At 68.2% G+C, this 21,932-nt stretch carries 21 protein-coding genes; 11 read left to right on the top strand and 10 right to left on the bottom strand.

The window, feature by feature from the left end; genetic code table 11:
* Positions 1-195: 195 nt before the first annotated feature.
* Positions 196-1,014, bottom strand: coding sequence for an alpha/beta hydrolase (locus AB0N89_RS17945; RefSeq protein ID WP_364205651.1), 819 nt, complete (start codon positions 1,012-1,014; stop codon positions 196-198).
* 14 nt (positions 1,015-1,028) lie between these two features.
* Entirely contained in the window at positions 1,029-1,895 is an 867-nt protein-coding gene (locus tag AB0N89_RS17940; RefSeq protein ID WP_364205649.1) for a bile acid:sodium symporter family protein, read from the bottom strand.
* A gap of 169 nt (positions 1,896-2,064) precedes the next feature.
* Here AB0N89_RS17940 and AB0N89_RS17935 point away from each other — a divergent pair, with 169 nt between their 5' ends.
* Complete coding sequence (locus AB0N89_RS17935; RefSeq protein WP_364205648.1) at positions 2,065-3,090, top strand: medium chain dehydrogenase/reductase family protein; 1,026 nt, start codon at positions 2,065-2,067, stop codon at positions 3,088-3,090.
* Positions 3,091-3,148: 58 nt separating this feature from the next.
* Positions 3,149-3,670 (top strand): DM13 domain-containing protein, encoded by a 522-nt coding sequence (locus AB0N89_RS17930; RefSeq protein ID WP_364205646.1) that lies wholly within the window; start codon positions 3,149-3,151, stop codon positions 3,668-3,670.
* Here the strand turns inward: AB0N89_RS17930 and AB0N89_RS17925 are convergent.
* The gene (locus tag AB0N89_RS17925; RefSeq protein ID WP_364205644.1) at positions 3,667-4,296 is read right to left on the bottom strand and encodes a TetR/AcrR family transcriptional regulator; all 630 of its coding nucleotides are present in this window, start codon (positions 4,294-4,296) and stop codon (positions 3,667-3,669) included. The two genes, AB0N89_RS17930 and AB0N89_RS17925, sit on opposite strands and share 4 nt — an antisense overlap.
* A 60-nt stretch (positions 4,297-4,356) precedes the next feature.
* Here AB0N89_RS17925 and AB0N89_RS17920 point away from each other — a divergent pair, with 60 nt between their 5' ends.
* The 3 genes from AB0N89_RS17920 (at position 4,357) to AB0N89_RS17910 (ending at position 8,094) form a co-directional block, all read left to right on the top strand.
* Entirely contained in the window at positions 4,357-4,788 is a 432-nt protein-coding gene (locus tag AB0N89_RS17920) for an RpiB/LacA/LacB family sugar-phosphate isomerase (protein WP_364205642.1), read from the top strand.
* 261 nt (positions 4,789-5,049) lie between these two features.
* Positions 5,050-6,699, top strand: a complete 1,650-nt coding sequence (locus AB0N89_RS17915; protein WP_364205640.1) for a glycosyl hydrolase family 18 protein — start codon at positions 5,050-5,052, stop codon at positions 6,697-6,699.
* Positions 6,700-6,711: 12 nt separating this feature from the next.
* Positions 6,712-8,094 carry a cellulose binding domain-containing protein gene (locus AB0N89_RS17910; protein WP_364205638.1) on the top strand — a complete coding sequence of 461 codons (1,383 nt, stop codon included), beginning with the start codon at positions 6,712-6,714 and terminating at the stop codon, positions 8,092-8,094.
* A 230-nt stretch (positions 8,095-8,324) separates the two neighbouring features.
* On the opposite strand, the gene AB0N89_RS17905 is transcribed toward AB0N89_RS17910, so the two are convergent.
* Positions 8,325-10,094 carry a glycoside hydrolase family 18 protein gene (locus AB0N89_RS17905; RefSeq protein WP_364205636.1) on the bottom strand — a complete coding sequence of 590 codons (1,770 nt, stop codon included), beginning with the start codon at positions 10,092-10,094 and terminating at the stop codon, positions 8,325-8,327.
* A gap of 244 nt (positions 10,095-10,338) precedes the next feature.
* Between AB0N89_RS17905 and AB0N89_RS17900 the strand changes: the two genes are divergently transcribed.
* Positions 10,339-10,971, top strand: coding sequence for a sigma-70 family RNA polymerase sigma factor (locus AB0N89_RS17900; RefSeq protein ID WP_364205634.1), 633 nt, complete (start codon positions 10,339-10,341; stop codon positions 10,969-10,971).
* On the opposite strand, the gene AB0N89_RS17895 is transcribed toward AB0N89_RS17900, so the two are convergent.
* From AB0N89_RS17895 to AB0N89_RS17875, 5 genes are all read right to left on the bottom strand, one after another.
* The gene (locus AB0N89_RS17895; protein ID WP_364205632.1) at positions 10,968-11,615 is read right to left on the bottom strand and encodes a response regulator transcription factor; all 648 of its coding nucleotides are present in this window, start codon (positions 11,613-11,615) and stop codon (positions 10,968-10,970) included. The genes AB0N89_RS17900 and AB0N89_RS17895 overlap by 4 nt on opposite strands.
* Positions 11,612-13,159 (bottom strand): GAF domain-containing protein, encoded by a 1,548-nt coding sequence (locus tag AB0N89_RS17890; protein ID WP_364205630.1) that lies wholly within the window; start codon positions 13,157-13,159, stop codon positions 11,612-11,614. The genes AB0N89_RS17895 and AB0N89_RS17890 overlap by 4 nt, the downstream gene beginning before the upstream one ends.
* 31 nt (positions 13,160-13,190) lie before the next feature.
* Positions 13,191-13,670, bottom strand: a complete 480-nt coding sequence (locus AB0N89_RS17885) for a pyridoxamine 5'-phosphate oxidase family protein (protein ID WP_364205628.1) — start codon at positions 13,668-13,670, stop codon at positions 13,191-13,193.
* A gap of 100 nt (positions 13,671-13,770) precedes the next feature.
* Positions 13,771-14,202, bottom strand: a complete 432-nt coding sequence (locus AB0N89_RS17880) for a nitroreductase family deazaflavin-dependent oxidoreductase (RefSeq protein ID WP_364205626.1) — start codon at positions 14,200-14,202, stop codon at positions 13,771-13,773.
* Positions 14,203-14,212: 10 nt separating this feature from the next.
* The gene (locus AB0N89_RS17875; RefSeq protein ID WP_364205624.1) at positions 14,213-14,995 is read right to left on the bottom strand and encodes a TetR/AcrR family transcriptional regulator C-terminal domain-containing protein; all 783 of its coding nucleotides are present in this window, start codon (positions 14,993-14,995) and stop codon (positions 14,213-14,215) included.
* 78 nt (positions 14,996-15,073) lie between these two features.
* Between AB0N89_RS17875 and AB0N89_RS17870 the strand changes: the two genes are divergently transcribed.
* Positions 15,074-17,335, top strand: coding sequence for an excinuclease ABC subunit UvrA (locus AB0N89_RS17870; protein ID WP_364205622.1), 2,262 nt, complete (start codon positions 15,074-15,076; stop codon positions 17,333-17,335).
* 70 nt (positions 17,336-17,405) lie between these two features.
* On the opposite strand, the gene AB0N89_RS17865 is transcribed toward AB0N89_RS17870, so the two are convergent.
* Positions 17,406-18,266 carry a hypothetical protein gene (locus AB0N89_RS17865; protein WP_364205620.1) on the bottom strand — a complete coding sequence of 287 codons (861 nt, stop codon included), beginning with the start codon at positions 18,264-18,266 and terminating at the stop codon, positions 17,406-17,408.
* Positions 18,267-18,403: 137 nt separating this feature from the next.
* Between AB0N89_RS17865 and AB0N89_RS17860 the strand changes: the two genes are divergently transcribed.
* From AB0N89_RS17860 to AB0N89_RS17845, 4 genes are all read left to right on the top strand, one after another.
* Positions 18,404-19,537 (top strand): metallophosphoesterase, encoded by a 1,134-nt coding sequence (locus AB0N89_RS17860; RefSeq protein ID WP_364205618.1) that lies wholly within the window; start codon positions 18,404-18,406, stop codon positions 19,535-19,537.
* 124 nt (positions 19,538-19,661) lie between these two features.
* Positions 19,662-20,306: a DUF998 domain-containing protein gene (locus AB0N89_RS17855; protein WP_364205616.1), complete on the top strand. Its 645-nt coding sequence runs from the start codon at positions 19,662-19,664 to the stop codon at positions 20,304-20,306.
* Positions 20,307-20,329: 23 nt separating this feature from the next.
* Positions 20,330-21,127: an alpha/beta hydrolase gene (locus AB0N89_RS17850; RefSeq protein WP_364205614.1), complete on the top strand. Its 798-nt coding sequence runs from the start codon at positions 20,330-20,332 to the stop codon at positions 21,125-21,127.
* 10 nt (positions 21,128-21,137) lie between these two features.
* Positions 21,138-21,677, top strand: a complete 540-nt coding sequence (locus tag AB0N89_RS17845; RefSeq protein WP_364205612.1) for an O-acetyl-ADP-ribose deacetylase — start codon at positions 21,138-21,140, stop codon at positions 21,675-21,677.
* Positions 21,678-21,932: the final 255 nt, after the last annotated feature.

Raw genomic sequence — 21,932 nt, 5'->3', positions numbered from 1 at the left:
CGCTTTCGCGTGACCGGATGGACGGCACCTGTGATCAGACGGACGACACACGTGACTGGACGGACGACACGCGGCGACCCGAGTCCCGCCGCGTGCCGTCCGTCTGATCACGCGAGCCGTCCACCCAGTCACGTGTGTCGTCCGTGCGGTCACACGAAAACCGCCGGACCGTAGGTACTCGAGACACGATCGGCTCTAACGACCCGGATCACTCACGACCTTGAACTCCCGCAAGAGCCGAGCCACCTCGGCAGGCCGCTCCAGGAACGGCGAGTGGCCGACGCCTTCCACGACCTCCACCCGAGCCCCCACCGCCGAGTACCGGGCGGAAGTCTTGTCACAGTCGTAAAAGCGGTCCCGCCGCCCGAGAATCACCAGGCACGGCAACCCCAAAGCCACCACTTGCGCATCGAGAGGACTAAACGCGAGACGTCGCGCACGGTCCACGAGCACCACCCTGGCCATCTCGGGGGCCGTGACGGCGTGATCGGCCAAGTCCTGCAAGGGATCCTCGAACCAGCTCGCCCGGCGAAACCGGGAAGCGAACCGGATCCACCGCCGGCGGGCCACCATGCGCACGAGCGCACTGGCCATCGGCAGCAGAACCGAACTTCCGGGCGGAAACGACGCGTAGCTGTAGTCCGGGGCCTGCCCGATCAGCACCAAGGCCTTGACCCGCGGCGAGATCTCGGCCAGCGCGAGTGCGACATCGGCGCCGAAGGAATGACCGGCGACCAGAACGTCCTCGACGCCCAGCGCCTCGATGACCCCCGCCATCACGCGTGCCTGCGACACCGGGTCGAGACCGGAAGAACCGCCGGTGCACCCGTGCCCCAGCAGATCCACGCGGATCACGTGGTGCGCCGAGGACAGGCCGAGGGTGAGCCGGTCGAACCAGTGCACCGACCCGCAGTACCCGTGCAGCAACAGCACCGGCGGCCCGGCGCCGTCCTGGCGGACGTGCACGGGCACGCCGTTCACGTCGAGGATCTCTCCGATGGGGGAACGCCGCACGCCCCCAACGTAACTCAGACCCGCGCGGTCTCTTTGGCGCGGGACAACACCAGTGCCGCGATCCCGGCGGGGAAGAACATGAGCACGCCGTAGATCCCGGCGGGCACTGCCATCGTCTTGTCGCCGAGGACGGAGATCGCCACGGCGATAGCGAGGGTGGCGTTGTGGACGCCGATCTCCATGGCGGACGCGATCGACTGCCCGCGGTCCACCCGGAACAGCCGCGGCACGAAGTACCCGATCGCGAGGCTGAGCAAGGAAAGCGCCAGCGCCACCGGCCCGAGCGTCCCGATGTTGTCCACCAGGGTCCGGAACTCCTGCGCGATCGCGGCCGCGATCACCAGCACGAGCACCGCGGCGGACCCGATCTTGACCGGTTTGCGCATCCGCTCGGCCCAGCCGGTGAACCGGCTCCGCACCGCCATCCCGATCACGACCGGGATCAGCACGATCGCGAACACCTGCACGAACTTGGCGGGCTGGAGCCCGACCGAGACGCCGCCGTCGAGGAACCCGGCCATCGACAGGCCGACCACCAGCGGCAGCGTGAACACGGCCAGCACGGAGTTGATCGCCGTGAGCGTGACGTTGAGGGCGACGTCGCCACCGGCGAGGTGACTGAACAGGTTCGCCGAAGTCCCGCCGGGCGACGCGACGAGCAGCATCATCCCGACCGCGAGGACGCCTTCGAGACCGAACAGCAGGATCAGGCCGACGCAGATCGCGGGAAGCACGATCATCTGGCACACCAACGCGATGACGGCGGCCTTCGGGTACTTCAGCACCCGAGTGAAGTCGCCGGCGGTCAGGGTCAGCCCCAGTCCGAACATGACGAGCGCCAGCGCGACGGGCAACAAGATCGAGAACATCGCCGAACCCATCGTGGGGCCTCCGTCCGATATGCCCTTTTCAGAGCGGCAATGGTGTCAAGCGGCGGGAACCCGGTCAAGACACCGAAACGCAGCCGTGACCCCGCTTGACAATTCCGAGAGCAGTGCTCACTATGGTTACAGCTTCTAACGAACACAACAGGCACTCAAGGAGATCGAGATGAACACACTGACCGAGGTGGTACTGCCGGGCAAGGTCGAGCCGGAAGGTCTGGAGCTGCGGGAACGCCCGCTCCCCGCCCCCGGTCCGGGCCAGGTCGTGGTCGCGATGGAGGCGACCGGGGTCTCGTTCGCCGAGCAGCAAATGCGCCGCGGCAAGTACTACGACCAGCCGCCCTTCCCCTTCGTCCCCGGCTACGACCTGGTCGGCACGGTGCTGGCCACCGGCGACGGCGTCGACAGCGGACTCGCGGGCCGCCGGATCGCCGCGCTGACGAAGGTCGGGAGCTGGGCCAGCCACGTCGTCCTCGACGCCGCGGACGTCGTGCCCGTCCCGGACGGCCTCGGCGCCGAGGAGGCCGAAACCGCGGTGGTCAACGGCATCACCGCCTGGCAGATGCTGCACCGCAAGGCCCGCGTACGCGCCGGGCAGACGATCCTCGTCCACGGCGCGAACGGCGGGGTCGGCTCGCTGCTGGTCCAGCTCGCCGCGCAGGCGGGCGTCCAGGTGATCGGCACGGCGTCGAAACGGCACCACGAAGCGTTGCGGCGCTGGGGAGTCATGCCGATCGACTACCGGACCGAAGACATCTCCGCCCGCGTCCGCGAACTCGCACCCGAGGGTGTCGACGCGGTCTTCGACCACGTCGGCGGCGCCAGCGTGCCCGCGTCGTGGAAACTGCTCGCCCGCGGCGGCACCCTCGTCTCCTACGGCAGCGCCGCGACCCGCGACGACGAAGGCTCCAAGCAGTTGCCCGTGCTCAAGATCCTCGCCCGCGTGATGGTGTGGAACAGCCTGCCGAACGGCCGCAACGCGTACTTCTTCAACGTCTGGGCCGGCCGCTCCTTCGCCAAGAACCGGTTCCGCGCCCGCCTGCGCGAAGACCTCACCCAGGTCTTCGCCGCGCTGAAGGACGGCGCGATCACCGCACAGGTCGCGGCGCGGCTGCCGTTGAGCCGGGTCGCGGAAGCCCTGCGGCTGGCCGAATCCGGGACGGTCGCGGGCAAGGTGGTGCTCACGCCGTAAGGGTTCGGTAACCGCGCGAACCCGGCGATCCGGACGGTTCGCGCGGTTGAATGACCCCATGAAACGCAAGCGGGTGCTCGCCGTCCTGGCGGCGGGGCTGGTGGTGGCGGTGGCCGCGGGCCTCTACTGGTTCCAGCCGTGGAAGCTCTGGGTGAACGAGACGGTCCAAGAGGCGGTTCCTGTCGCGCACACCACCGAAAGTGCCGTGCCCGCCCCGAAAAAGCCCACGATCGTGGCGACCGGGGAACTGACGAGCCATGAGCACGAGACCAGCGGCAGCGTCCGGATCCTGCGCGCGGACGACGGGTCACTGGTGCTGCGCCTGGAGAATCTCGACACGAGCAACGGCCCCGACCTGCGGGTCTGGCTCACCGACGCGCCGGTGCTCCCCGGCAAGGACGGCTGGTTCGTGTTCGACGACGGCGCGCACGTGAGCGCCGGGAAACTGAAGGGCAACAAGGGAAGCCAGAACTATCCCCTGCCGGCGGGCACCGATCTGGCGCGCTATTCGAGCGTGACCATCTGGTGCGACCGGTTCGACGTCTCCTTCGGCGCGGCCGAGTTGACCAAACCCGTTTAGGCGAGCCGGTCCACGGCGTATTCCATCTCCGCGCGGACGGCGCGCAGATCGATTCCGCCGGGATCGATGATCACGGCCACGGCGATCCCCCGCAGCTGTCCGACCAGCGCCGCCGCGTACGCGTCGGGGTCGCGGACACCGGAGATGGAACCGTCGCTGATCCCGGCGGCGACGGTCTGCGCGATGGCGAACCGGTACCGGCGGTCGGCCTCGGTCATCGCCGACCGCACCGCCGGGTCGCCGACGGTCGCGTCCGTCCACAGCACCACGAACGCCCTGTTCAGCGGCGGCATGTCGGTGAGCAGCTCGAAGAAGATGTCCAGCAACGCGCGCAGCATGTCCATGGGGCCGGGTGTCAGCCCGCCGGTGCGGGTGGCGACGGCGGCGCTGAAGGCGTCGGCGAACTTCTCCGCGGCGAACTCGACGAGCCGCTGCACCAGCGTCTCCTTCGAGCCGAACAGCTGGTAGACGACGCCGCTCGGATAGCCTGTCCTGGCACAGATCATGCCGATCTTGAGCCGCGCGAAGCCCGTCTCGCCGACGAGGCGGGCGGCGGTGTCGAGAATCCGTGTCCTGGCGATCTCCTGGTCACGTTGGACCTGGCGCTCCTCCGCAGACGAGTCCACGACGCGATCCTCCCATGACTTCCGGTTCGTCACCTGTTGACGCGGCGTTACGATCCGGACATGAGGATCGCCTTCTCCGCCGACGACCGGAACGCCACCACGGACGCCGTCCAGGCCTTCTTGGCCGAGGCCGGTCACGAGGTGATCCACCCGGCGACATCGGAACTCTGGCCGGAACTCGGCGCCGCGGTGGGCAAGGCGGTCGCCGGCGGCGAGGCCGACTTCGGCGTGGTGATGTGCTGGACCGGGACGGGCACGGCGATCGCGGCCAACAAGGTCCCCGGCGTGCGCGCGGCACTGGCCTGGGACACCTGGATCGCCGCGGGGGCGCGCAAGTGGAACGACGCGAACGTGCTAGCACTGAGCCTGAAACGGCTCTCACCCGACGTCGCCGTCGAAATCACCGAGGTGTTCCTTTCCGGTATCGCTCCGGACGCCGACGAATCGGCGAATATCGCCAGGCTCGGCGAAATGGACGAATTCCGCCGTTGAGCGGCACCGAACCTGTGAACGGTTAACGCTGTCGAACGTATTAGGCCGTTCGCAGGAAAATCACCACTCTGCGTAGTGATGCTTCCCATATTGGTCCAGACCACGTACCGTCTCCCGCAACAAAGCGTTCCGCATGGAGGTGGTCGATGAAGACGCATCCCCGCCTGCCCGGTTTCGACCGTGGCAACGCGATGTCACCGATTTCCCTTTGACGAAATCTTCTCCAAGATCATTTCCCTGCACCGTGTTGTAAGGAGTGAAATGTCAAGAAAGAGATGGCATCTGGTCGGCCTGTTCACGGCCGTCGCGGCACTGGCGGTCGGTCTGGTGACCGTGCCGGCGGCCGCGGCGGGCGGGGTCGGGGCCACGCTGACCAAGGGCTCGGATTGGGGCTCCGGCTGGGAAGGCAAGTACACGATCACGAACAATTCGGGATCGGGCCTCACCTCCTGGACGCTCGAGTTCGACCTCGCGGCCGGCCACTCGATCGCTTCACTGTGGGACGGCAGCTACTCCGTCTCCGGTCAGCACGTGACCGTCAAGAACACCTGGAACGGCAACGTTTCCAACGGCGCCTCCATCAGCTTCGGCTTCAACGTCAAGTACTCCGGCGCCTACACGGCGCCCGCGAACTGCAAGATCAACGGCGGCTCTTGTGATCCGGGTGGGGGCACCCCGACGACGAGCAACCCGCCCACGAGCACGACGTCCAACCCGACGACGTCGAACCCGCCCACGACGACCACCACGAGCAACCCGCCGACCACGACGACTTCGAACCCGAACCCGGGCGCGAAGAAGAACCTCGGCTACTTCGTGCAGTGGGGCGTCTACGGCCGTAACTACCACGTGAAGAACATTCACACTTCTGGTTCCGCCGCGAAGCTGACGCACATCAACTACGCGTTCGGCAACGTCACCAACGGTTCCTGCTCCGCGAACGACGACACCTACGCCGACTACGACAAGTTCTACGACGCCGGGTCCAGTGTGGACGGTGTCGCGGACACGTGGGACGCGGGCGCCCTGCGCGGCAACTTCAACCAGCTGCGCAAGCTGAAGAAGATGTACCCGGGCCTCAAGGTGCTGTGGTCGTTCGGTGGCTGGACCTGGTCCGGCGGCTTCGGCCAGGCCTCGAAGAACCCGACCGCTTTCGCCGAGTCCTGCTACAAGCTGATCAAGGACCCGCGATGGGCCGACGTCTTCGACGGCATCGACATCGACTGGGAGTACCCGAACGCCTGCGGTCTCACCTGTGACACCAGCGGCCCCGCCGCGATCAAGAACGTGGCCCAGGCGCTGCGCACCAAGTTCGGTTCCTCGTTCCTGGTCACCGCCGCGATCACCGCGGACGCCAGCAGCGGCGGCAAGCTCGACCTCGCCGACTACGGCCCCGCGTCGGCGTACCTCGACTGGTACAACGTCATGACGTACGACTTCTTCGGCGCCTGGGCGGACAAGGGACCGACGGCCCCGCACTCGCCGCTGACCGCGTACCCGGGCATCCCGCAGCAGGGCTTCAACTCCGACGAGGCCATCCAGAAGCTCAAGGCCAAGGGCGTTCCGGCCAGCAAACTGTTGCTGGGTATCGGTTTCTACGGCCGAGGCTGGACCGGGGTCACGCAGGACGCCCCGGGCGGCACCGCGACCGGTGCGGCACCGGGCACGTACGAAGCGGGCATCGAGGACTACAAGGTCCTCAAGAACAGCTGCCCGTCGACGGGCACTATCGCGGGCACCGCGTACGCGAAGTGTGGCAACAACTGGTGGAGCTACGACACTCCCGCGACCATCAACTCGAAGATGGGCTGGACCAAGAACCAGGGTCTCGGCGGCGCGTTCTTCTGGGAGCTCAGTGGCGACACCGGCAACGGTGAACTGGTCACGGCCATGCGCAATGGCCTGAACTGAGAGGTTTGAGAAGTGGCTAAGCGGACTTGGATCCAGGCCGTCGGCCTGGCCGCCGCTGCCGCAACGGCCGGCGCGGTCCTCGTGATCGCGCCGGCCTCCGCGGCCGGCGGCGTCGGCGCCGCCTTCAGCAAGGGCTCCGATTGGGGCTCCGGCTGGGAGGGCAAGTACACGATCAGCAACAACTCCGGATCGAGTCTTCCCACGTGGACGGTCGAATTCGACCTCCCCGCGGGACATTCGATCGCCTCGTTGTGGGACGGCAGCTATTCCGTCTCCGGTCAGCACGTGACGGTGAAGAACACCTGGAACGGCAACCTTTCCAACGGTGGCAACACCAGTTTCGGCTTCAACGTCAAGTACTCCGGGACCTACGTCGCCCCGGCGAACTGCAAGATCAACGGTGGTTCCTGTGACCCGGGCGGCGGGCCGACCACGACGCCGACCACCACCACCTCCTCCCCGACCACGACCACGTCGACGTCGAACCCGCCGACGACCACCACGAGCAATCCGCCGCAGCCCGGCGGCCGTGGCGCGCCGTATCTGTACATGGGCTGGGGCAGCCCGCCGAACCCGCAGACGGTCATGAACGCGACCGGCATCAAGTGGTTCACCCTGGCTTTCGTGCTGGCCTCGAACGGCTGCAACCCCGCGTGGGACGGCAGTCGTCCGCTGCAGGGCGGCCCCGACGCGAACGCGATCTCGCAGATCAAGGCCGCGGGCGGGCAGATCGTGCCGTCCTTCGGCGGGTGGAGCGGCAACAAGCTCGGCCCGAACTGTTCGACGCCGGAAGCGCTCGCCGGCGCCTACCAGAAGGTGATCGACGCCTACGGTCTCAAGGCGATCGACATCGACATCGAGAACACCGACGAGTTCGAGAACGCGACCGTGCAGGACCGCGTCCTCAACGCGTTGAAGATCGTGAAGGCGAAGAACCCCGGTATCCAGACCATTCTCACCTTCGGCACGACGACCAGCGGCCCGAACTCCTGGGGCAACCGGCTCATCGACCAGTCGAAGGCGCTGAACGCCGGTGTCGACGTCTACACGATCATGCCGTTCGACTTCGGTGGCGGCGCGGACATGTACGGCAACACCATCAAGGCCGCGAACGGCCTGCGGGACAAGCTGAAGTCGACCTTCGGGTGGGACGACGCCACGGCGTACGGCCACCTGGGCATCAGCGGGATGAACGGCCTTTCGGACCAGCAGGAGCTGACGAGTCTCGACGCCTGGACCAAGATCACCACCTGGTCCAAGACGAACAAGATCGCCAGGCTCGCTTTCTGGTCGGCCAACCGCGACCGGCCCTGTCCCGGTGGCGGTGTCGCCGAGAACTGCAGCGGTATCGCACAGAACGACTGGGACTTCACGCGGATCACCGCGGGCTTCTGACGTCCCTTCCCGATAGGTAACTCCCCGAACTGCGGGCCCGCACCGAAGCTGCACGGTGCGGGCCCGCTCCTTTTGCGCATGCCGCGCTGGGAGAAAGGTGCTGCGAAAGCCACTTTCGCAACACCTCCACCGCCGGACACTCCAAGCACACCACCCCGCGGTCCGTGAAGGCCTCCTTGAGGGACTCTGGGTCCCTCAAGGAGGCCTTCACGGACCTACAGGAAAGGGGATCAGGGCAGGGCGTTCAGGAACGGTTCGTGGGCGTTCTGGAATTCCCAGCCGTAGTACCGGTCCCAGTTGATCGACCAGGTCATCAGCCCGCGCAACGCAGGCGAAGCGCCGCCGCGCAAGGAATACGACCCGCACCCGGAGTTCTTCACCAGGCAGTTCAGCGCCGACTGCACCGCCGCCGGAGCGGTGTGCCCATTGCCCGCGCTCACCGCGGCGGGCAGGCCGAACGCGATCTGGTCCTCACGCAGCCCCGGGAACCGGAACCCGGTCGACGCCACCGTGAAGCCCGCCTTGATCATATCGGTCATCGCGATGTGGAAGTCCGCGCCGCCCATGAAGTGGTACTGGTTGTCCAGGCCCATCACCGGTCCGGAGTTGTAGTCCTGGACGTGCAGCACGGTCAGCGCGTCCCGCATCGCGTGGATCACCGGCAGGTACGAACCCGTCCGGTTGTCGGCACCGCCGAGTCCACCGTAGTACTGGTACCCGGTCTGCACGAAGAACGTCTCCGGCGCCATGGTGAGCACGAATCCCGCTCCATAGCGAGCTTTCAACGTCTTCAGCGCCGAAATGAGATTGACGATCACCGGCGTGGTCGGATTCCGGAAATCGTTGTCGCCGGAGTTCAGGTACAGCGAGTGGCCCTCGAAGTCGATGTCGAGCCCGTTCAGCCCGTACCGGTCGATGATCGCGGAAACCGAGCTGACGAAGGCGTCGCGCGCGGCGGTCGTGGTCAGCTGGACCTGGCCGTTCTGCCCGCCGATCGAGATCAGGACCTTCTTGCCCTGCGCCTGCTTCGCGCGGATCGCGGCGATGAAGTCCGCGTCGCTTTCCACCGTCGGGCATTCCGCCACCGGGCACCGCGTGAACCGGATGTCACCCGAGGTCACCGAAGTCGGCTCACCGAAGGCCAGGTTGATGATGTCCCACGCGGCCGGGACGTCGGCCATCCGGGTGTACCCGGAACCGTTGGCGAAACTCGTGTGCAGGTAACCGATCAGCGCGTGCTTCGGCAGTCCGGTGTCGACGCAGCCGGAAGTCATGGCACTCACTTCGGCGGTCTTCGGCGATTCGCCCGCGCTGTTGTACGCGGCCACCGAATAGTTGTGCGATGTACAGGAAGTCAGCCCCGAAATCGTCACCGAAGTGCCGGTCGCCGTCGCGACGACGTTCCCGCCTTCGTACACGCGGTACCCGGTCACCGTGCCCGCCGAGGCTCCCCACGACAGCGCGATCGATGAGTTCGTCACCGTGCCCAAGGCCGGGTTTCCCGGCGCCGGAGGCGCTCCCGGGTTCCCGCCGCCGGGTCCGTCGAGGCTGACGTCGTCCGCGTAGAAGGTGCCCGATCCGTACCAGCCGTGGACGTACACCTCCGCCGTCGTCTGCGTCGCCGACGTCGTGAACGACAGCGAAAGCTGGGTGTACGAGGTCGCCGCGGTCCAGGTCGACGGTCCGCCGGTGACCCCGAGGTACACCGGATTCCCGTTCACCCAGGCGGAAACCGCGTAGGTCGTACTGGGCTTGACGGACACCGTCTGTGCACACTTCCCGATCGTCGAGCCGGGCGTGACCGAAACGGCGTAACCGCCTGAGTGGGCCGGTGTGGTGACGGCCGTTCCCGCCGCACAGGACCAGCCGGACGTCGAACCCGCCTCGAAGCCGGGATTGAGAAGCAGATTGGCCGCGCTCGCGGTACCGCCTCCCGTTATCAGCCCGGCGAAGGTGAGCACCGCAACGGCCAGAAAGGCCAGGGATCTGGAACGCCTCATCGCGATTCCTCCGGATCAAGGGCGGCCTGCCGCCGCGCTGGGCTAATTGTCTAGACCAATCTGGCGAAAGTCCAGAGCCGGGCGGCACCAGGGTCCAAAGGCCCGACTACTCCGGGCTCCTATACCGGTGTGACGTGAGAGCGGCCTCCGTAACGTCGGAAGGGCCAAAGAGGGCTGGGGGCTTTCGGGAGGTGGGGACGATGGGAACGCACAGGGAAACGCCGAGAACGGCCCATCCGGCGTGATGGCCGTGGCCGAAGCCGTGCGCCCGACTTATTCGCCCCGGCCGGGAGAGCCGGACGGCGAATTGATCCGCGCGGCGATCCAGGGTGACCGGCGGGCCATCGGGGGCCTGCTGACGCTTCTCCGGCCGATCGTGATCCGGTACTGCGCGGGCAGGCTGGGCGGGACCATGCGCGGCATCTCCAACGCCGAGGACTGCGCGCAGGAAGTCCTCATGGCCGTCCTGGTCGCTTTGCCGCGCTACAGCTACCAGGACAACAGCTTCCTGCCGTACGTCTTCGGGATCGCCTCGCACAAGGTCGCCGACGTCCGCCGGAACCTCGCGCGCGACCCGTCCGCGCCGGTGCCCGATCCGGAGCCCGAGCAGGACGGGCCGTGGAACCCGACGTTCGAAGAGGTCGAGAAGGCGGACCGCAACCGCCGGATGTCCCGGCTGTTCGAGGTCCTTTCGGCCAGGCAGCGCGACGTGCTGGTACTCCGCGTGATCCACGGCTTCAGCGCCGAGGAGACCGCGGGCGCGCTGGGCATGGCGAGCGCGGGCGCCGTCCGGGTCACCCAGCACCGGGCGCTCAACGAACTGCGGCGGGTGCTGCGCGAGGACCCCGGTTACGCCGGCGGGTTCACCTTCTTCTAGGAGGTGGGCTTGCGGCGTTGCGTGGCGTAGACGGCGGCGGCGGTGCGGCGTTCGAATCCGAGCTTGTGCAGCAGCGACGACACGTAGTTCTTGACCGTCTTCTCCGCGAGGAACAGCTTTTCCGCGATCTGGCGGTTGGTCAGCCCGTCGGCGATGTGGTCGAGCACCCGCCGTTCCTGCGGGCTCAGCTGTTCGTACCGCGGGTCCGGGAGGTCGCTCTCGCCGCGCAGCCGGTTCATCACCGACGCCGTCAGCGTGCTGTCCAGCAGCGATCCCCCGGCGGCGACCGTGCGGACGGCCTTGACCAGCGCGCCACCGGAGACCTGCTTGAGCATGTACCCGGCCGCGCCCGCCATGATCGCGCCGAACAGCGCGTCGTCGTCGGAATACGACGTCAGCATCAGGCACGCGGGCGGCGGGTCGACGGACGCCCGGATCTCCCGGCAGACGCTGACCCCTTCACCGTCCGGCAGCCGGACGTCGAGCACCGCGACCTGCGGTTTGATCGCGGGGATCCGCACGAACGCCTCGGCGGCCGTGGACGCTTCGCCGACCACCTTGAAATCGTCCTCGGCCTCGAAGACGGTCTTCAACCCGGTACGGACGAGTTCGTGATCGTCCAGCAGGAACACCGAAATCGTCATCCCACACTCCCCTGTCGGGCCGGCAGCTCCACCGACCAGTCGAGTCTCGTCCCGCCTTCCGGCCTCGCTTCGACGCTGAACGACCCGTTCCAGCGGGCCGCGCGTTCGGCGAGGTTCGAAACCCCGCTGCGATGCCCGGGTTCGGCGGGCATGCCGACTCCATCGTCCACCACCGTGAGCTTCAGCCACCGTCCGTCACGATCGACCGAGACGTCGACCGACACCGCCGTCGCCTCGGCGTGTCTGACCACATTGGACAGTGCTTCCCGCAGGGTCGCGATGAGATCGGAGCGGACCGTGTCCGGCACGGTCGAGTCGAGCGGCCCGTCGAACCCGACCCGGGGTTCGGACGCGCAGCCCGCGTCGAGCGCGACTCGCAGCAACTCGGAGCGGAGACTTCCCTGCGCCTCCGCCGGTTCCTGCAGCGAGAAGATGCTGTTGCGGATCTCGCGGATGGTGCGGTCGATCTCGTGCGCGAAACCGGTCACGCGGTCGGCGATGGCGGGTTCGGACGCGAGCCTGCTGAGCCCCTCCAGACCGAGCCCGATCGCGAACAGCCGCTGGATCACCAGATCGTGCAGATCGCGGGCGATCCGGTCGCGGTCCTCGAAGACGGCGAGCCGCTGCCGGTCCTGTTGCGCGCGGGCGAACTCGACCGCGAGCGCGGCGTGTGCGGCGAAGGTCTCGGCGAGCTGGACGTCGTAGGCGGAGAACGGGGTCCGGTCGCGGAACTTCGCCACCAGCAGGACGCCGAGTTTCTCTTCGCCGACGATCAGCGGGACGGCGATCGTGGAGTCCAGGTCCTTGATCGCCGCGGGCATCGCGGAGGCGTTGTCGCCCTGGTATTCGAGCACCTTCTCGCCGTAGTCCCGGACCACGACGGGCTTCCCGGTGGTGAACGCCATCCCGGTCGCGGTGCCCTCGGTCGGCACGGCGACACCGGCGAGCCTGTCGGCGTCCGGCCCCGGCGGCTCGACGATCTCGAAGACCAGCTGCCCGTCGCCGCTGGGCAGGGCCACCGCCCCCGCGGTGCCGCCGGCGACGACGCGGGCGCGTTCGGCGATGAGGTGCAGGGTCGCGGTCAGATCCTGGTCGGTCAGGAGCGCGCCGGTGACGTGGTACGACGCTTCGAGCCAGCGCTCGCGCCGCTGCACCTGGTCGAACAGCGCGGCGTTCTCGATCACCACACCGGCCGCGGCGGTGAGCGCGACGAGCAGGTCGTCCTCGGCTTCGGTGAACTCCTCGCCGTCCGGTTTGCGGGCGAGGTACAGCATCCCGAAGATGCGGCCGCGCAGGCGGATCGGCATGACCCGCGACTCGTCCTCGGACGGCGGCCGCTCCCAGGCGTCACCGAAGCGGATGAACTCGTCCGAGTCGAGCACGCTCAGCGCGCCGAACGGCGCGCCGGTCAGCTCGCAGGCGGATTCCACCATGCGTCTCAGCACGTCGGAGAGGCTGAGATCGTGGGCGATCCCGGCCACCGCGTCCAGAATCCTGGGCGCCTTGGCGTCACTCGCCGCACTCACCCGCCGCACCGCCGTCACCGTCCCGGACTACCGCGCCGGGCAGTGGGGGTCAGGAATGACAAACGCGCCCGGATCGCTCATCTGGTGCGTCGATCACGGACAGGGCTTCGTTACTGCACACGCCGAGGATCCTTCGTCCGGTTACCGACTCGATGGGGATCCGGAGGTATCGCGAGTCCGTCCGTCCGGTCCAGCAGCCCAGCGGGAGGGTCTCGAGTTCGGCGGTGACCAGCGGGTCGCGCACCTCGGAGGCCCGGCCGACGACGGTGACGAACCAACCGCTTCCCAGGTCCTTGGCGAACTCGTCGACCGCGAACGCCACCACACTGTCGAGTATCCCGGCGAACAACGCGCTCTGCGACGGCGTCCGCACCACGATCGCACCGTGGTGGAGCGCGAACCGGGCGGGCTGGATCGCCGGCAGGGCGCGGGAGGTGAACACCACCCGGCCGAGCCCGGCGCCCGCGAGCAGCGCCAGGCACTGCTCGCGGTCGAGCATCTCGAGACCCAAGGAGTCGGACATCGGCATCCCCGCGTTCTCGTAGTTCCACTGCGTCGAGATCCACGGTCCCCCGGCGCACCGACTCACCGGTAGGGCCAATGGACCCGCCTCAGGCGGGGATGCCCTGCTAGACCTTCGGCGAGAGCAGGACCACGGGGATCTCCCGGTCGGTTTTGGTCTGGTACTGCGCGTAGTTCTTGTAGTCCGCGGTGATCTTCGGCCACAGGCGGGCGCGCAGGTCGGCGTCGGCGACGCTCGCGACCATCGGCCGCGCGCTCTCGCCCTTCAGGGTGACCTGGACCTCGGGGTTGTCGCGGAGGTTGAGGAACCACGCCGGGTGCTGGTCGTCGCCACCGCGGGAGGCGACGATGACGTACGCGTCGCCTTCGCGCAGCGGCGAGGTCAGCAGCACGGTGCGGGGCTGGCCGGATTTGCGGCCGATGGTGGTCAGTTCCAGGACGGTCATCCCGGCGACCTGCCAGCCGGCGCGGCCGCCGCTGACCTTCTGGATGACGCGGTGGACGGCGTTCATGGTCTTCAGGGCGAAATCACTGGGCATACGGAGAAGGCTACTCCGCTTTCATCGAGACTTCGATTCCGTCCAGGAGAACGGCCAGCGAGAGTTCGAAGGCCTCCCGCGCCTCCTGCTCCAGGTAGGACATCGTCTCGTCCTCCATCCGGAAGGCGTGCTCGCCCTCCATCCAGGTCAGCGTCGGGAACCGTTCGGCGAAGTCCGGCGAGACCTCCCGCAGATGCGCGGACCGCGCGTACCACCACTCGTCGTCGGACTGGCCCGTCGCCTTCTCGGCCTGCCGCGCCTCCGAGGCCGTCCTCGCGGGCTCGCGGACACACGAGTACAGCGCGCTGACCAGCCGCCGCAGCATCACCGGGCCCAATCCGGTCCGGCGCAGGATCTTCACCAGCGCCTCCAGTACGACGTACTCGTTCGGCCCGAGCACCGGCCGCGCCTGCGAGATCTGCAGGACCCAGGGATGCCGCAGGTAGAAGGCCCAAAGTTCCTCGGCCCAGCGCGTGACGTCGGCCCGCCAGCCGTCGCCGTCGTGCGAGACGGGCAGCTCGGCGAGCACCTTGTCGTACATGAGATCGAGCAGCTCGCTCTTGCTCGGGACATAGGTGTAGAGCGCCATGGCCGTGCGGCCGAGCGTGTCCCCGACGGCCCGCATCGACAGGCCCGCCATGCCCTCGGCGTCCGCGATGGCGAGCGCCGTCTCGACGATCAGCTCCACCGAAAGCCCCGGTTTGGGGCCGGGTCGCTCGGCGTCCGGCGATTCGGTCCGCCACAGCAGCGCCATCGTCCGCCGAGGGTCTCCCTGCGCCGCGTAGACGACCACTTGCTATCTCCTTACACCATAAAGTAACCTCTGCTACCCTCACTTTACAGGCTAAAGAGTTCCAACCAGGGGAGAGCCATGCCTTCGGCCGCCGACAGCCACGACATGATCCAGGTGCGCGGAGCCAGAGAGAACAACCTCGCCGACGTCTCGGTCGACATCCCCAAGCGCCGCCTCACCGTCTTCACCGGTGTCTCGGGTTCGGGGAAGTCGTCCTTGGTGTTCGGCACCATCGCCGCGGAGTCGCAGCGGCTGATCAACGAGACCTACACCGCGTTCATCCAGTCCTTCATGGCCCCCGTCGGACGGCCGGACGTGGACGCGCTGCGGAACCTGAGCGCCGCGATCGTCGTCGACCAGGAGCGGATGGGGGCCAACTCCCGCTCCACGGTCGGCACCGCGACCGACGCGCACACGATGTTGCGGATCGTCTTCAGCAGGCTGGGACAGCCGCACGTCGGAACGTCCGGGGCGTTCAGCTTCAACCTTCCCGAGGGGATGTGCCCCGAATGCGAAGGGCTGGGGAAGGTCTCCACCATCGACATCGACCAGCTCGTCGACAAGGAGCTTTCGCTCGACGAAGGCGCGATCACCGTCCCGAACTTCGCGCCGGGCGGCTGGTACTGGAAGGGGCTGGCGGAGTCCGGGTTCGTCGATCCCGCGGTCAAGCTGAAGGACTACACCCCTCAGCAGTGGGAAGACTTCATGCACAAGCCCGCCACCAAGATGAAGCTCGGCGGGATCAACACGAACTACGAGGGCCTGCTGGTGAAGGTCCAGCGGCTGTTCCTGTCGAAGGACAAGGAAGCGACGCAGCCGCACATCCGGGCCTTCGTGGACCGGGCGATCACCTTCCGGCGATGCCCGGCGTGCGACGGCGCCCGGCTCAACCAGGCGGCGCTGGCCTCGAGGATCGAGGGGCTGAACATCGCCGACTGCTCGTCGATGCAGATCAGCGACCTGGCCGACTTCGTCCGCAAGATCGACGACCCGTCGGTCGGACCGCTGATGCAGACCTTGCGCGACACCCTCGACTCGCTCGTGGAGATCGGCCTCGGCTACCTGAGCCTCGACCGCGAGTCCGGGACGCTTTCGGGCGGCGAGGCGCAGCGCGTGAAGATGGTGCGACACCTGGGTTCCAGCCTCACCGACGTCACCTACGTCTTCGACGAGCCGACCGTCGGGCTGCACCCGCACGACATCCAGCGCATGAACGGCCTACTGCTCCTGTTGAAGGACAAGGGGAACACGGTGCTCGTCGTCGAGCACAAACCGGAAACGATCGAGATCGCCGACCACGTCGTCGACCTCGGACCGGGCGCCGGTCCGCACGGCGGGCAGATCTGCTTCACCGGCGACGTCGCCGGGCTGCGCGCGTCCGGCACGCTGACCGGGCGGCACCTCGACCACCGGGCACGGCTGCGCGACGACGTCCGCGAGCCGACCGGGCGGATCGAGATCCGGAACGCGACCCGGCACAACCTGCGCGGTGTCGACGTCGACATCCCGCTGGGCGTGCTGACCGTGGTCACCGGGGTCGCCGGTTCGGGCAAGAGCTCGCTCATCCACGGCTCACTGTCCACAAGGGATGACGTAGTGGTGCTCGACCAGTCGGCCATCCGCGGCTCGCGGCGGAGCAACCCGGCGACCTACACCGGTCTGCTCGACCCGATCCGCACCGCGTTCGCCAAGGCCAACGGCGTCAAGGCCGCCCTGTTCAGCGCGAACTCCGAGGGCGCGTGCCCGAAGTGCAAGGGCATCGGGCTGATCTACACCGACCTGGCGATGATGGCCGGGGTGGCGACGGTCTGCGAGGAATGCGAGGGCAAGCGGTTCACCGCCGAGGTCCTGACCTATCGGCTGCGCGGCAAGAACATCAGCGAGGTCCTCGCGATGCCGGTCGCCGAGGCGCGCGACTTCTTCCCCTCGGGGCAGGCGCGGACGATCCTGGACCGGCTTTCCGACGTCGGCCTCGGCTACCTCGGACTCGGGCAGCCGCTCACGACGCTGTCCGGCGGCGAACGACAGCGGATCAAACTGGCCATCCGGATGGCGGAGAAGTCGGCGACCTACGTCCTCGACGAACCGACCACCGGCCTGCACCTCGCCGACGTCGACCAGCTGCTCGGACTGCTGGACCGGCTGGTCGACGACGGCAACACGGTGGTGGTCATCGAGCATCACCAGGCGGTGATGGCGCACGCGGACTGGATCGTGGACCTGGGGCCGGGCGCCGGTTCGGACGGGGGCCAGGTGGTGTTCACCGGGACTCCGGCCGACCTGGTCGCCTCCGGTGACACTCTTACGGCACAGCACCTTCGCGCTTACGTGGGCCGGTAGCGCTTAGCTCACCCTCCCGCGAGTGTCATGAAAGGGTCGTTCAGGACATTTTTTGTCCTGAACGACCCTTTCATGACATCCAGGAGCGAGTACGGAGGGCTTCACGGGCAGCACCGACCCCGACCAGCCCCAGCACCCCCAGCGCCACCCCCGACGTCACCATCTCCACCGGCGAGGCCGCCAGCGGCGAAACCCCGGTCACCGATTCCACCCCCACCACCGCGGTCAGCACCGCGTAAGCACCGATCGCCACCCCCACCAGCCGCACGCGCCGCCGCTCCGTCCAGTCCGCGAATCGCAGCAGCCAGGCGAGTCCCGGCACGATGAGGATCGCGTGCATCGCGACCGCGTGCAGGGGCTTCAGCGCGCCGGCCGTCGTGTACGCGACCTGCGGGTTCCCGCCCCGCGCCTCGACGACGCCGCTCGCGATCATCGCCGCGCCCGCGCCCAGCGCCACCAGCAGCGCGACGAAACCGAACCGCACCGCGAGCCGCATGCTCGCCGTCGTCTCCCCTTCGCCGCGCATCGCGGCCGCGGTGAACGAGACCGCCGTCAGGATGAGGACGCCGCCGCCCGCCGCGAGCGTCGTCGACACCGCGTTGTCGAACCCGGTCTCGAAGTTGAAGTGCGACGGCACCCCGCGCCAGGCCTGCATGCTCACCAGCACCGTCTCGACGACACTCGCCCCGGTGAAAACGCCGAGCAGCGCGTTCCGCACTCGCGGCCGCACCGCGACGTACGACGTCGCCCAAGCGACGGAGGCCAGCGTCAGCCCGAACGACAGGCCGAAGGTGACCGCCTTCCGCATCGACAGCGGCCCGGTCCACGAACCGCCGGACGCGATCAGCACGACCGCGTGCACGAGACCGCTCAGGAACAGGAGCGCCCCCGTCACGTAGGCGACGCGCTCGATCGTCCGTATCTCCTTCATACGGAAGAGTGTCTTTCGGCGCCGCTCACAAAGCGTCGGCCGTGAAGCGACACCTCGCGTACGCCCGCCTGCGTAGCTGAGAGCCCCTCAGCGAAGGCCGCGGTAGAGACCGATGGTCTGTTAGTCTGGCCGTCATCATGCCTCGCATCCTCGCCCGCGTCGCCGCGCTGATCGCTGTTCTCGCCCTCCTGTTCGGAGTGCCGTGGTGGACGATCGTCGGCTCCCCCGCACTCCCGGCCGCGCTCGAAGTCCTCGGCACGATCGTGTTCGCCGCCGCGGCGGTCGTCGTGCCCGCGAGCATGATCCTCGGCCACGGGCCGTGGCAGCGCGACCTCGCGGCGAAGATCGGCGACCTCTCCCTCGGCTTGATCTGGCTGCTGTTCTCGTTGTCCGTGCTCGGAAACGTGCTGCGGCTCGTGCTCTCGGTGTCCGGAGTGGACAGCGCGGCGGGGATCGTGTCCGGCGTCGTCCTGGTGGCCTTCGCGGCGCTGGCGGCGTACGGGATGGTCGAAGCCCGGCGCGTGCCGAGGCTCAAGGAGCTCGACGTCGTGATCCCCCGCCTCGGCGCGGGGCTCGACGGTCTCCGGTTCGCGATCATCACCGACACCCACTTCGGCCCGCTGAACCGGACCGGGTGGTCGGAGAAGGTCGTCGAGGTGGTGAACGAACTCGACGCCGACGTCGTGGCCCACGCGGGTGATCTCGCCGACGGTTCCGTCGCCAAGCGCGCGCAGCAGGTCGCGCCGCTCGGCAAGGTGCGCGCGAAGCTCGGCAAGTTCTACATCACCGGCAACCACGAGTACTTCGGCGAGGCGCAGGCCTGGCTCGACCACATGCGCGACCTCGGCTGGGAGCCGCTGCACAACCGGCACCTGCCGGTCTCCCAAGGCGGGGACACGCTCGTCTTCGCCGGGATCGACGACCCGACCGGCGCCGCCTCCGGTCTGCCCGGCCACGGCCCGGACCTGCCGGCCGCGCTCGACGGCGTCGCCGCGAGCACCCCGGTCGTCCTGCTCGCCCACCAGCCGAAGCAGGTCAAGCAGGCCGCCGAGGCCGGGATCGACCTCCAGATCTCCGGGCACACCCACGGCGGCCAGATCTGGCCGTTCCACCTCCTGGTCCGGCTCGACCAGCCCGTCCTGGCCGGGCTTTCCCGTCACGGCGAGCGCACGCAGCTCTACACGAGCCGCGGCACGGGCTTCTGGGGACCGCCGCTGCGCGTCTTCGCGCCGAGCGAGATCACCCTCCTGACCTTGCGAAACGGCAAGTAGTCGCCTGATTGCGGCACCCTCGGGCGTTGCGATCCGCGTCACCGACAAATTTTTTTGTCTTGACAACTGGACCGTTCGGGGCGAGAGTTGTGCTCGTCGAACCCCGCTCCGAAAGGCCGAGACGATGACCATCGCCGTCACCCGAACCATCACCGCCGTTCCCGCCCGCGCCCTGCTCGCCGCCGGCGCCGCGTCGGGCCCGCTGTACTTCCTGGTCTCGCTCACGCAGGCGGCCGTCCGCGAAGGCTTCGACATGACGAAGCACCCGGCGAGCATGTTGAGCAACGGCGACGCCGGCTGGATCCAGGTGACGAACTTCCTGGTCAGCGGCGTCCTGATGCTCGTCGGCGCGATCGGCTTGAGCCGGACGCTCGAACCGGGCAGAGGCAGTACCTGGGGCCCACGGCTGCTGGGCGCCTTCGGTGTCAGCCTGCTCTTCGCCGCGGTCTTCAAGGCCGACCCCGGCAACGGCTTCCCGGTCGGCGCGGGCCAGGCCACCATCAGCACCGCCGGGATCCTGCACATGGCCGCCGGTTCGGTCGGCTTCCTCTCGCTGATCGTCGCGACCTTCGTGTTCGCGAGCCGCTTCGCCCGCGAAGGCCACCGCGGCTGGGCCGTCTACTCCCGCGCCACCGGTGTCGCGTTCTTCGCTTCCTTCGCCGGGATCAGCTCCGGCAACGCGAACGCCGTCGTGATGCTCGCCTTCTGGGCCACCGTGATACTGGCCTGGGGCTGGGTCACCGCCGTCATCCTTCGTACCGCCCGCTAGACAAGACCAGGAGAATTCCCGCCATGAGCACCGTGACCTCGCAAGACGGCACCACCATCGCCTACACCCGCACCGGCTCCGGCCCCGCGGTCATCCTGGTCGACGGCGCGATGTGCCACCGCGAGTTCGGCCCGGCCAAGCCGCTGGCCGCCGAACTGGCCCCGCACTTCACCGTCTACACCTACGACCGCCGCGGCCGCGGCGAAAGCGGCGACACCGCGCCGTTCTCCGTCGCTCGCGAAGTCGAGGACATCGCCGCGCTGATCAAGGAAGCCGGCGGGACCGCCCACGTCTACGGGATCTCGTCCGGCGCCGCACTCGCCCTCGAAGCCGCGAAAGCCGGGCTACCGATCACGAAACTGGCGGTCTACGAATTCCCGCTGGTCGTCGACGACACCCGCCCGCCGGTCCCGGCCGACTACACCGAGCGGCTGGAGAACGCCATCGCCGACGGGAAGCCCGGCGCCGCGATCAAGACCTTCATGCGCGACGGCGTCCGCGTCCCGGCGCCGGTCGTGTTCATGATGCAGCTGATGCCCACCTGGCCGAAGATGAAGAAGGTCGCGCCGACCCTGCGCTACGACGCCGCGCTGTTCGACGACCTGCAAGACGGCACCCCGCTGCCCGAAGGCCGCTGGGCGAGCGTCTCCGTGCCGACGCTGGTCATGGACGGCGGCAAGAGCCCCGCGTGGATCCGCAACGGTGTCGCCGCGCTGGCCCAGGCGGTGCCCGGCGCCGAGCACCGCACGATCGAAGGCCAGACGCATATGCTCAAGCCGAAGGCGGTTGCCCCGGTACTGATCGACTACTTCACCGGCTGACGGAGCTGTCATGAGGATCGAACTGGTCGAAGGCGACATCACCGAACAGCAGGTCGACGTCGTGGTCAACGCCGCGAACTCGTCCCTGCTCGGCGGGGGCGGGGTGGACGGCGCGATCCACCGCCGCGGCGGACCGGAGATCCTCACCGAATGCCGGGCCCTGCGCGCGGGGCACTACGGCAAGGGACTGAAGACCGGACAGGCGGTCGCCACCACGGCGGGCCGCCTTCCGGCGCGCTGGGTGGTGCACACCGTCGGACCGGTGTGGTCCGACTCGGAAGACCGGTCCGCGCTGCTGGCTGCCTGCCACCGCAACTCGCTGCACGTGGCCGCCGACCTCGGCGCGCACACCGTGGCGTTCCCCGCGATCTCGACCGGGATCTACCGGTGGCCGGTCGAATCCGCCGCGGAGATCGCCCTCGAAACGGTGCTGGGCACGCTTTCGGCCGGGTCGTGTTCGGTTGGACTGGTGCGGTTCGTGCTGTTCGGTCCCGAGGCCTACGCCGTCTTCCGGGAGCAGGCGGACGCGCTTGGGCTGAGTGGGTCGTGAGTGGCGATTCGGGTCAGGGCCACGAGTGTCTCAAGTACCTCCGCCGGGCGGTTTCGCGTGACTGGACGGACGACACGCGTGATCAGACGGACGACACGTGTGTCCAGGCGGACGACTCGAGGCGAGGACCTGCCCGCCCGCGTGTCGTCCCTCCCATCACGTGGAGTTGCCCCTGTGGTGCGGACACCTTGATTCCAGACAGTGGTCTGGAGGGAGGATGTCCTGGTGTCTCGTTCGAAGTATCCGGAGCAGTTC

The organism is Amycolatopsis sp. NPDC089917, assembly GCF_040684635.1.
In the GTDB taxonomy this organism is placed as follows: Bacteria; Actinomycetota; Actinomycetes; order Mycobacteriales; family Pseudonocardiaceae; genus Amycolatopsis.
Note: the sequence above shows the minus strand (reverse complement) of the source record. Positions and strands in the feature narration are given on the sequence as shown.

Coding starts and splice junctions, on each gene's coding strand:
- AB0N89_RS17940 (WP_364205649.1), bottom strand. CDS start 1,895: ATGGGTTCGGCGATGTTCTCGATCTTGTTGCCCGTCGCGCTGGCGCTC.
- AB0N89_RS17935 (WP_364205648.1), top strand. CDS start 2,065: ATGAACACACTGACCGAGGTGGTACTGCCGGGCAAGGTCGAGCCGGAA.
- AB0N89_RS17930 (WP_364205646.1), top strand. CDS start 3,149: ATGAAACGCAAGCGGGTGCTCGCCGTCCTGGCGGCGGGGCTGGTGGTG.
- AB0N89_RS17920 (WP_364205642.1), top strand. CDS start 4,357: ATGAGGATCGCCTTCTCCGCCGACGACCGGAACGCCACCACGGACGCC.
- AB0N89_RS17915 (WP_364205640.1), top strand. CDS start 5,050: ATGTCAAGAAAGAGATGGCATCTGGTCGGCCTGTTCACGGCCGTCGCG.
- AB0N89_RS17905 (WP_364205636.1), bottom strand. CDS start 10,094: ATGAGGCGTTCCAGATCCCTGGCCTTTCTGGCCGTTGCGGTGCTCACC.
- AB0N89_RS17900 (WP_364205634.1), top strand. CDS start 10,339: ATGGCCGTGGCCGAAGCCGTGCGCCCGACTTATTCGCCCCGGCCGGGA.
- AB0N89_RS17895 (WP_364205632.1), bottom strand. CDS start 11,615: ATGACGATTTCGGTGTTCCTGCTGGACGATCACGAACTCGTCCGTACC.
- AB0N89_RS17885 (WP_364205628.1), bottom strand. CDS start 13,670: ATGCCGATGTCCGACTCCTTGGGTCTCGAGATGCTCGACCGCGAGCAG.
- AB0N89_RS17880 (WP_364205626.1), bottom strand. CDS start 14,202: ATGCCCAGTGATTTCGCCCTGAAGACCATGAACGCCGTCCACCGCGTC.
- AB0N89_RS17870 (WP_364205622.1), top strand. CDS start 15,074: ATGCCTTCGGCCGCCGACAGCCACGACATGATCCAGGTGCGCGGAGCC.
- AB0N89_RS17865 (WP_364205620.1), bottom strand. CDS start 18,266: ATGAAGGAGATACGGACGATCGAGCGCGTCGCCTACGTGACGGGGGCG.
- AB0N89_RS17860 (WP_364205618.1), top strand. CDS start 18,404: ATGCCTCGCATCCTCGCCCGCGTCGCCGCGCTGATCGCTGTTCTCGCC.
- AB0N89_RS17855 (WP_364205616.1), top strand. CDS start 19,662: ATGACCATCGCCGTCACCCGAACCATCACCGCCGTTCCCGCCCGCGCC.
- AB0N89_RS17850 (WP_364205614.1), top strand. CDS start 20,330: ATGAGCACCGTGACCTCGCAAGACGGCACCACCATCGCCTACACCCGC.
- AB0N89_RS17845 (WP_364205612.1), top strand. CDS start 21,138: ATGAGGATCGAACTGGTCGAAGGCGACATCACCGAACAGCAGGTCGAC.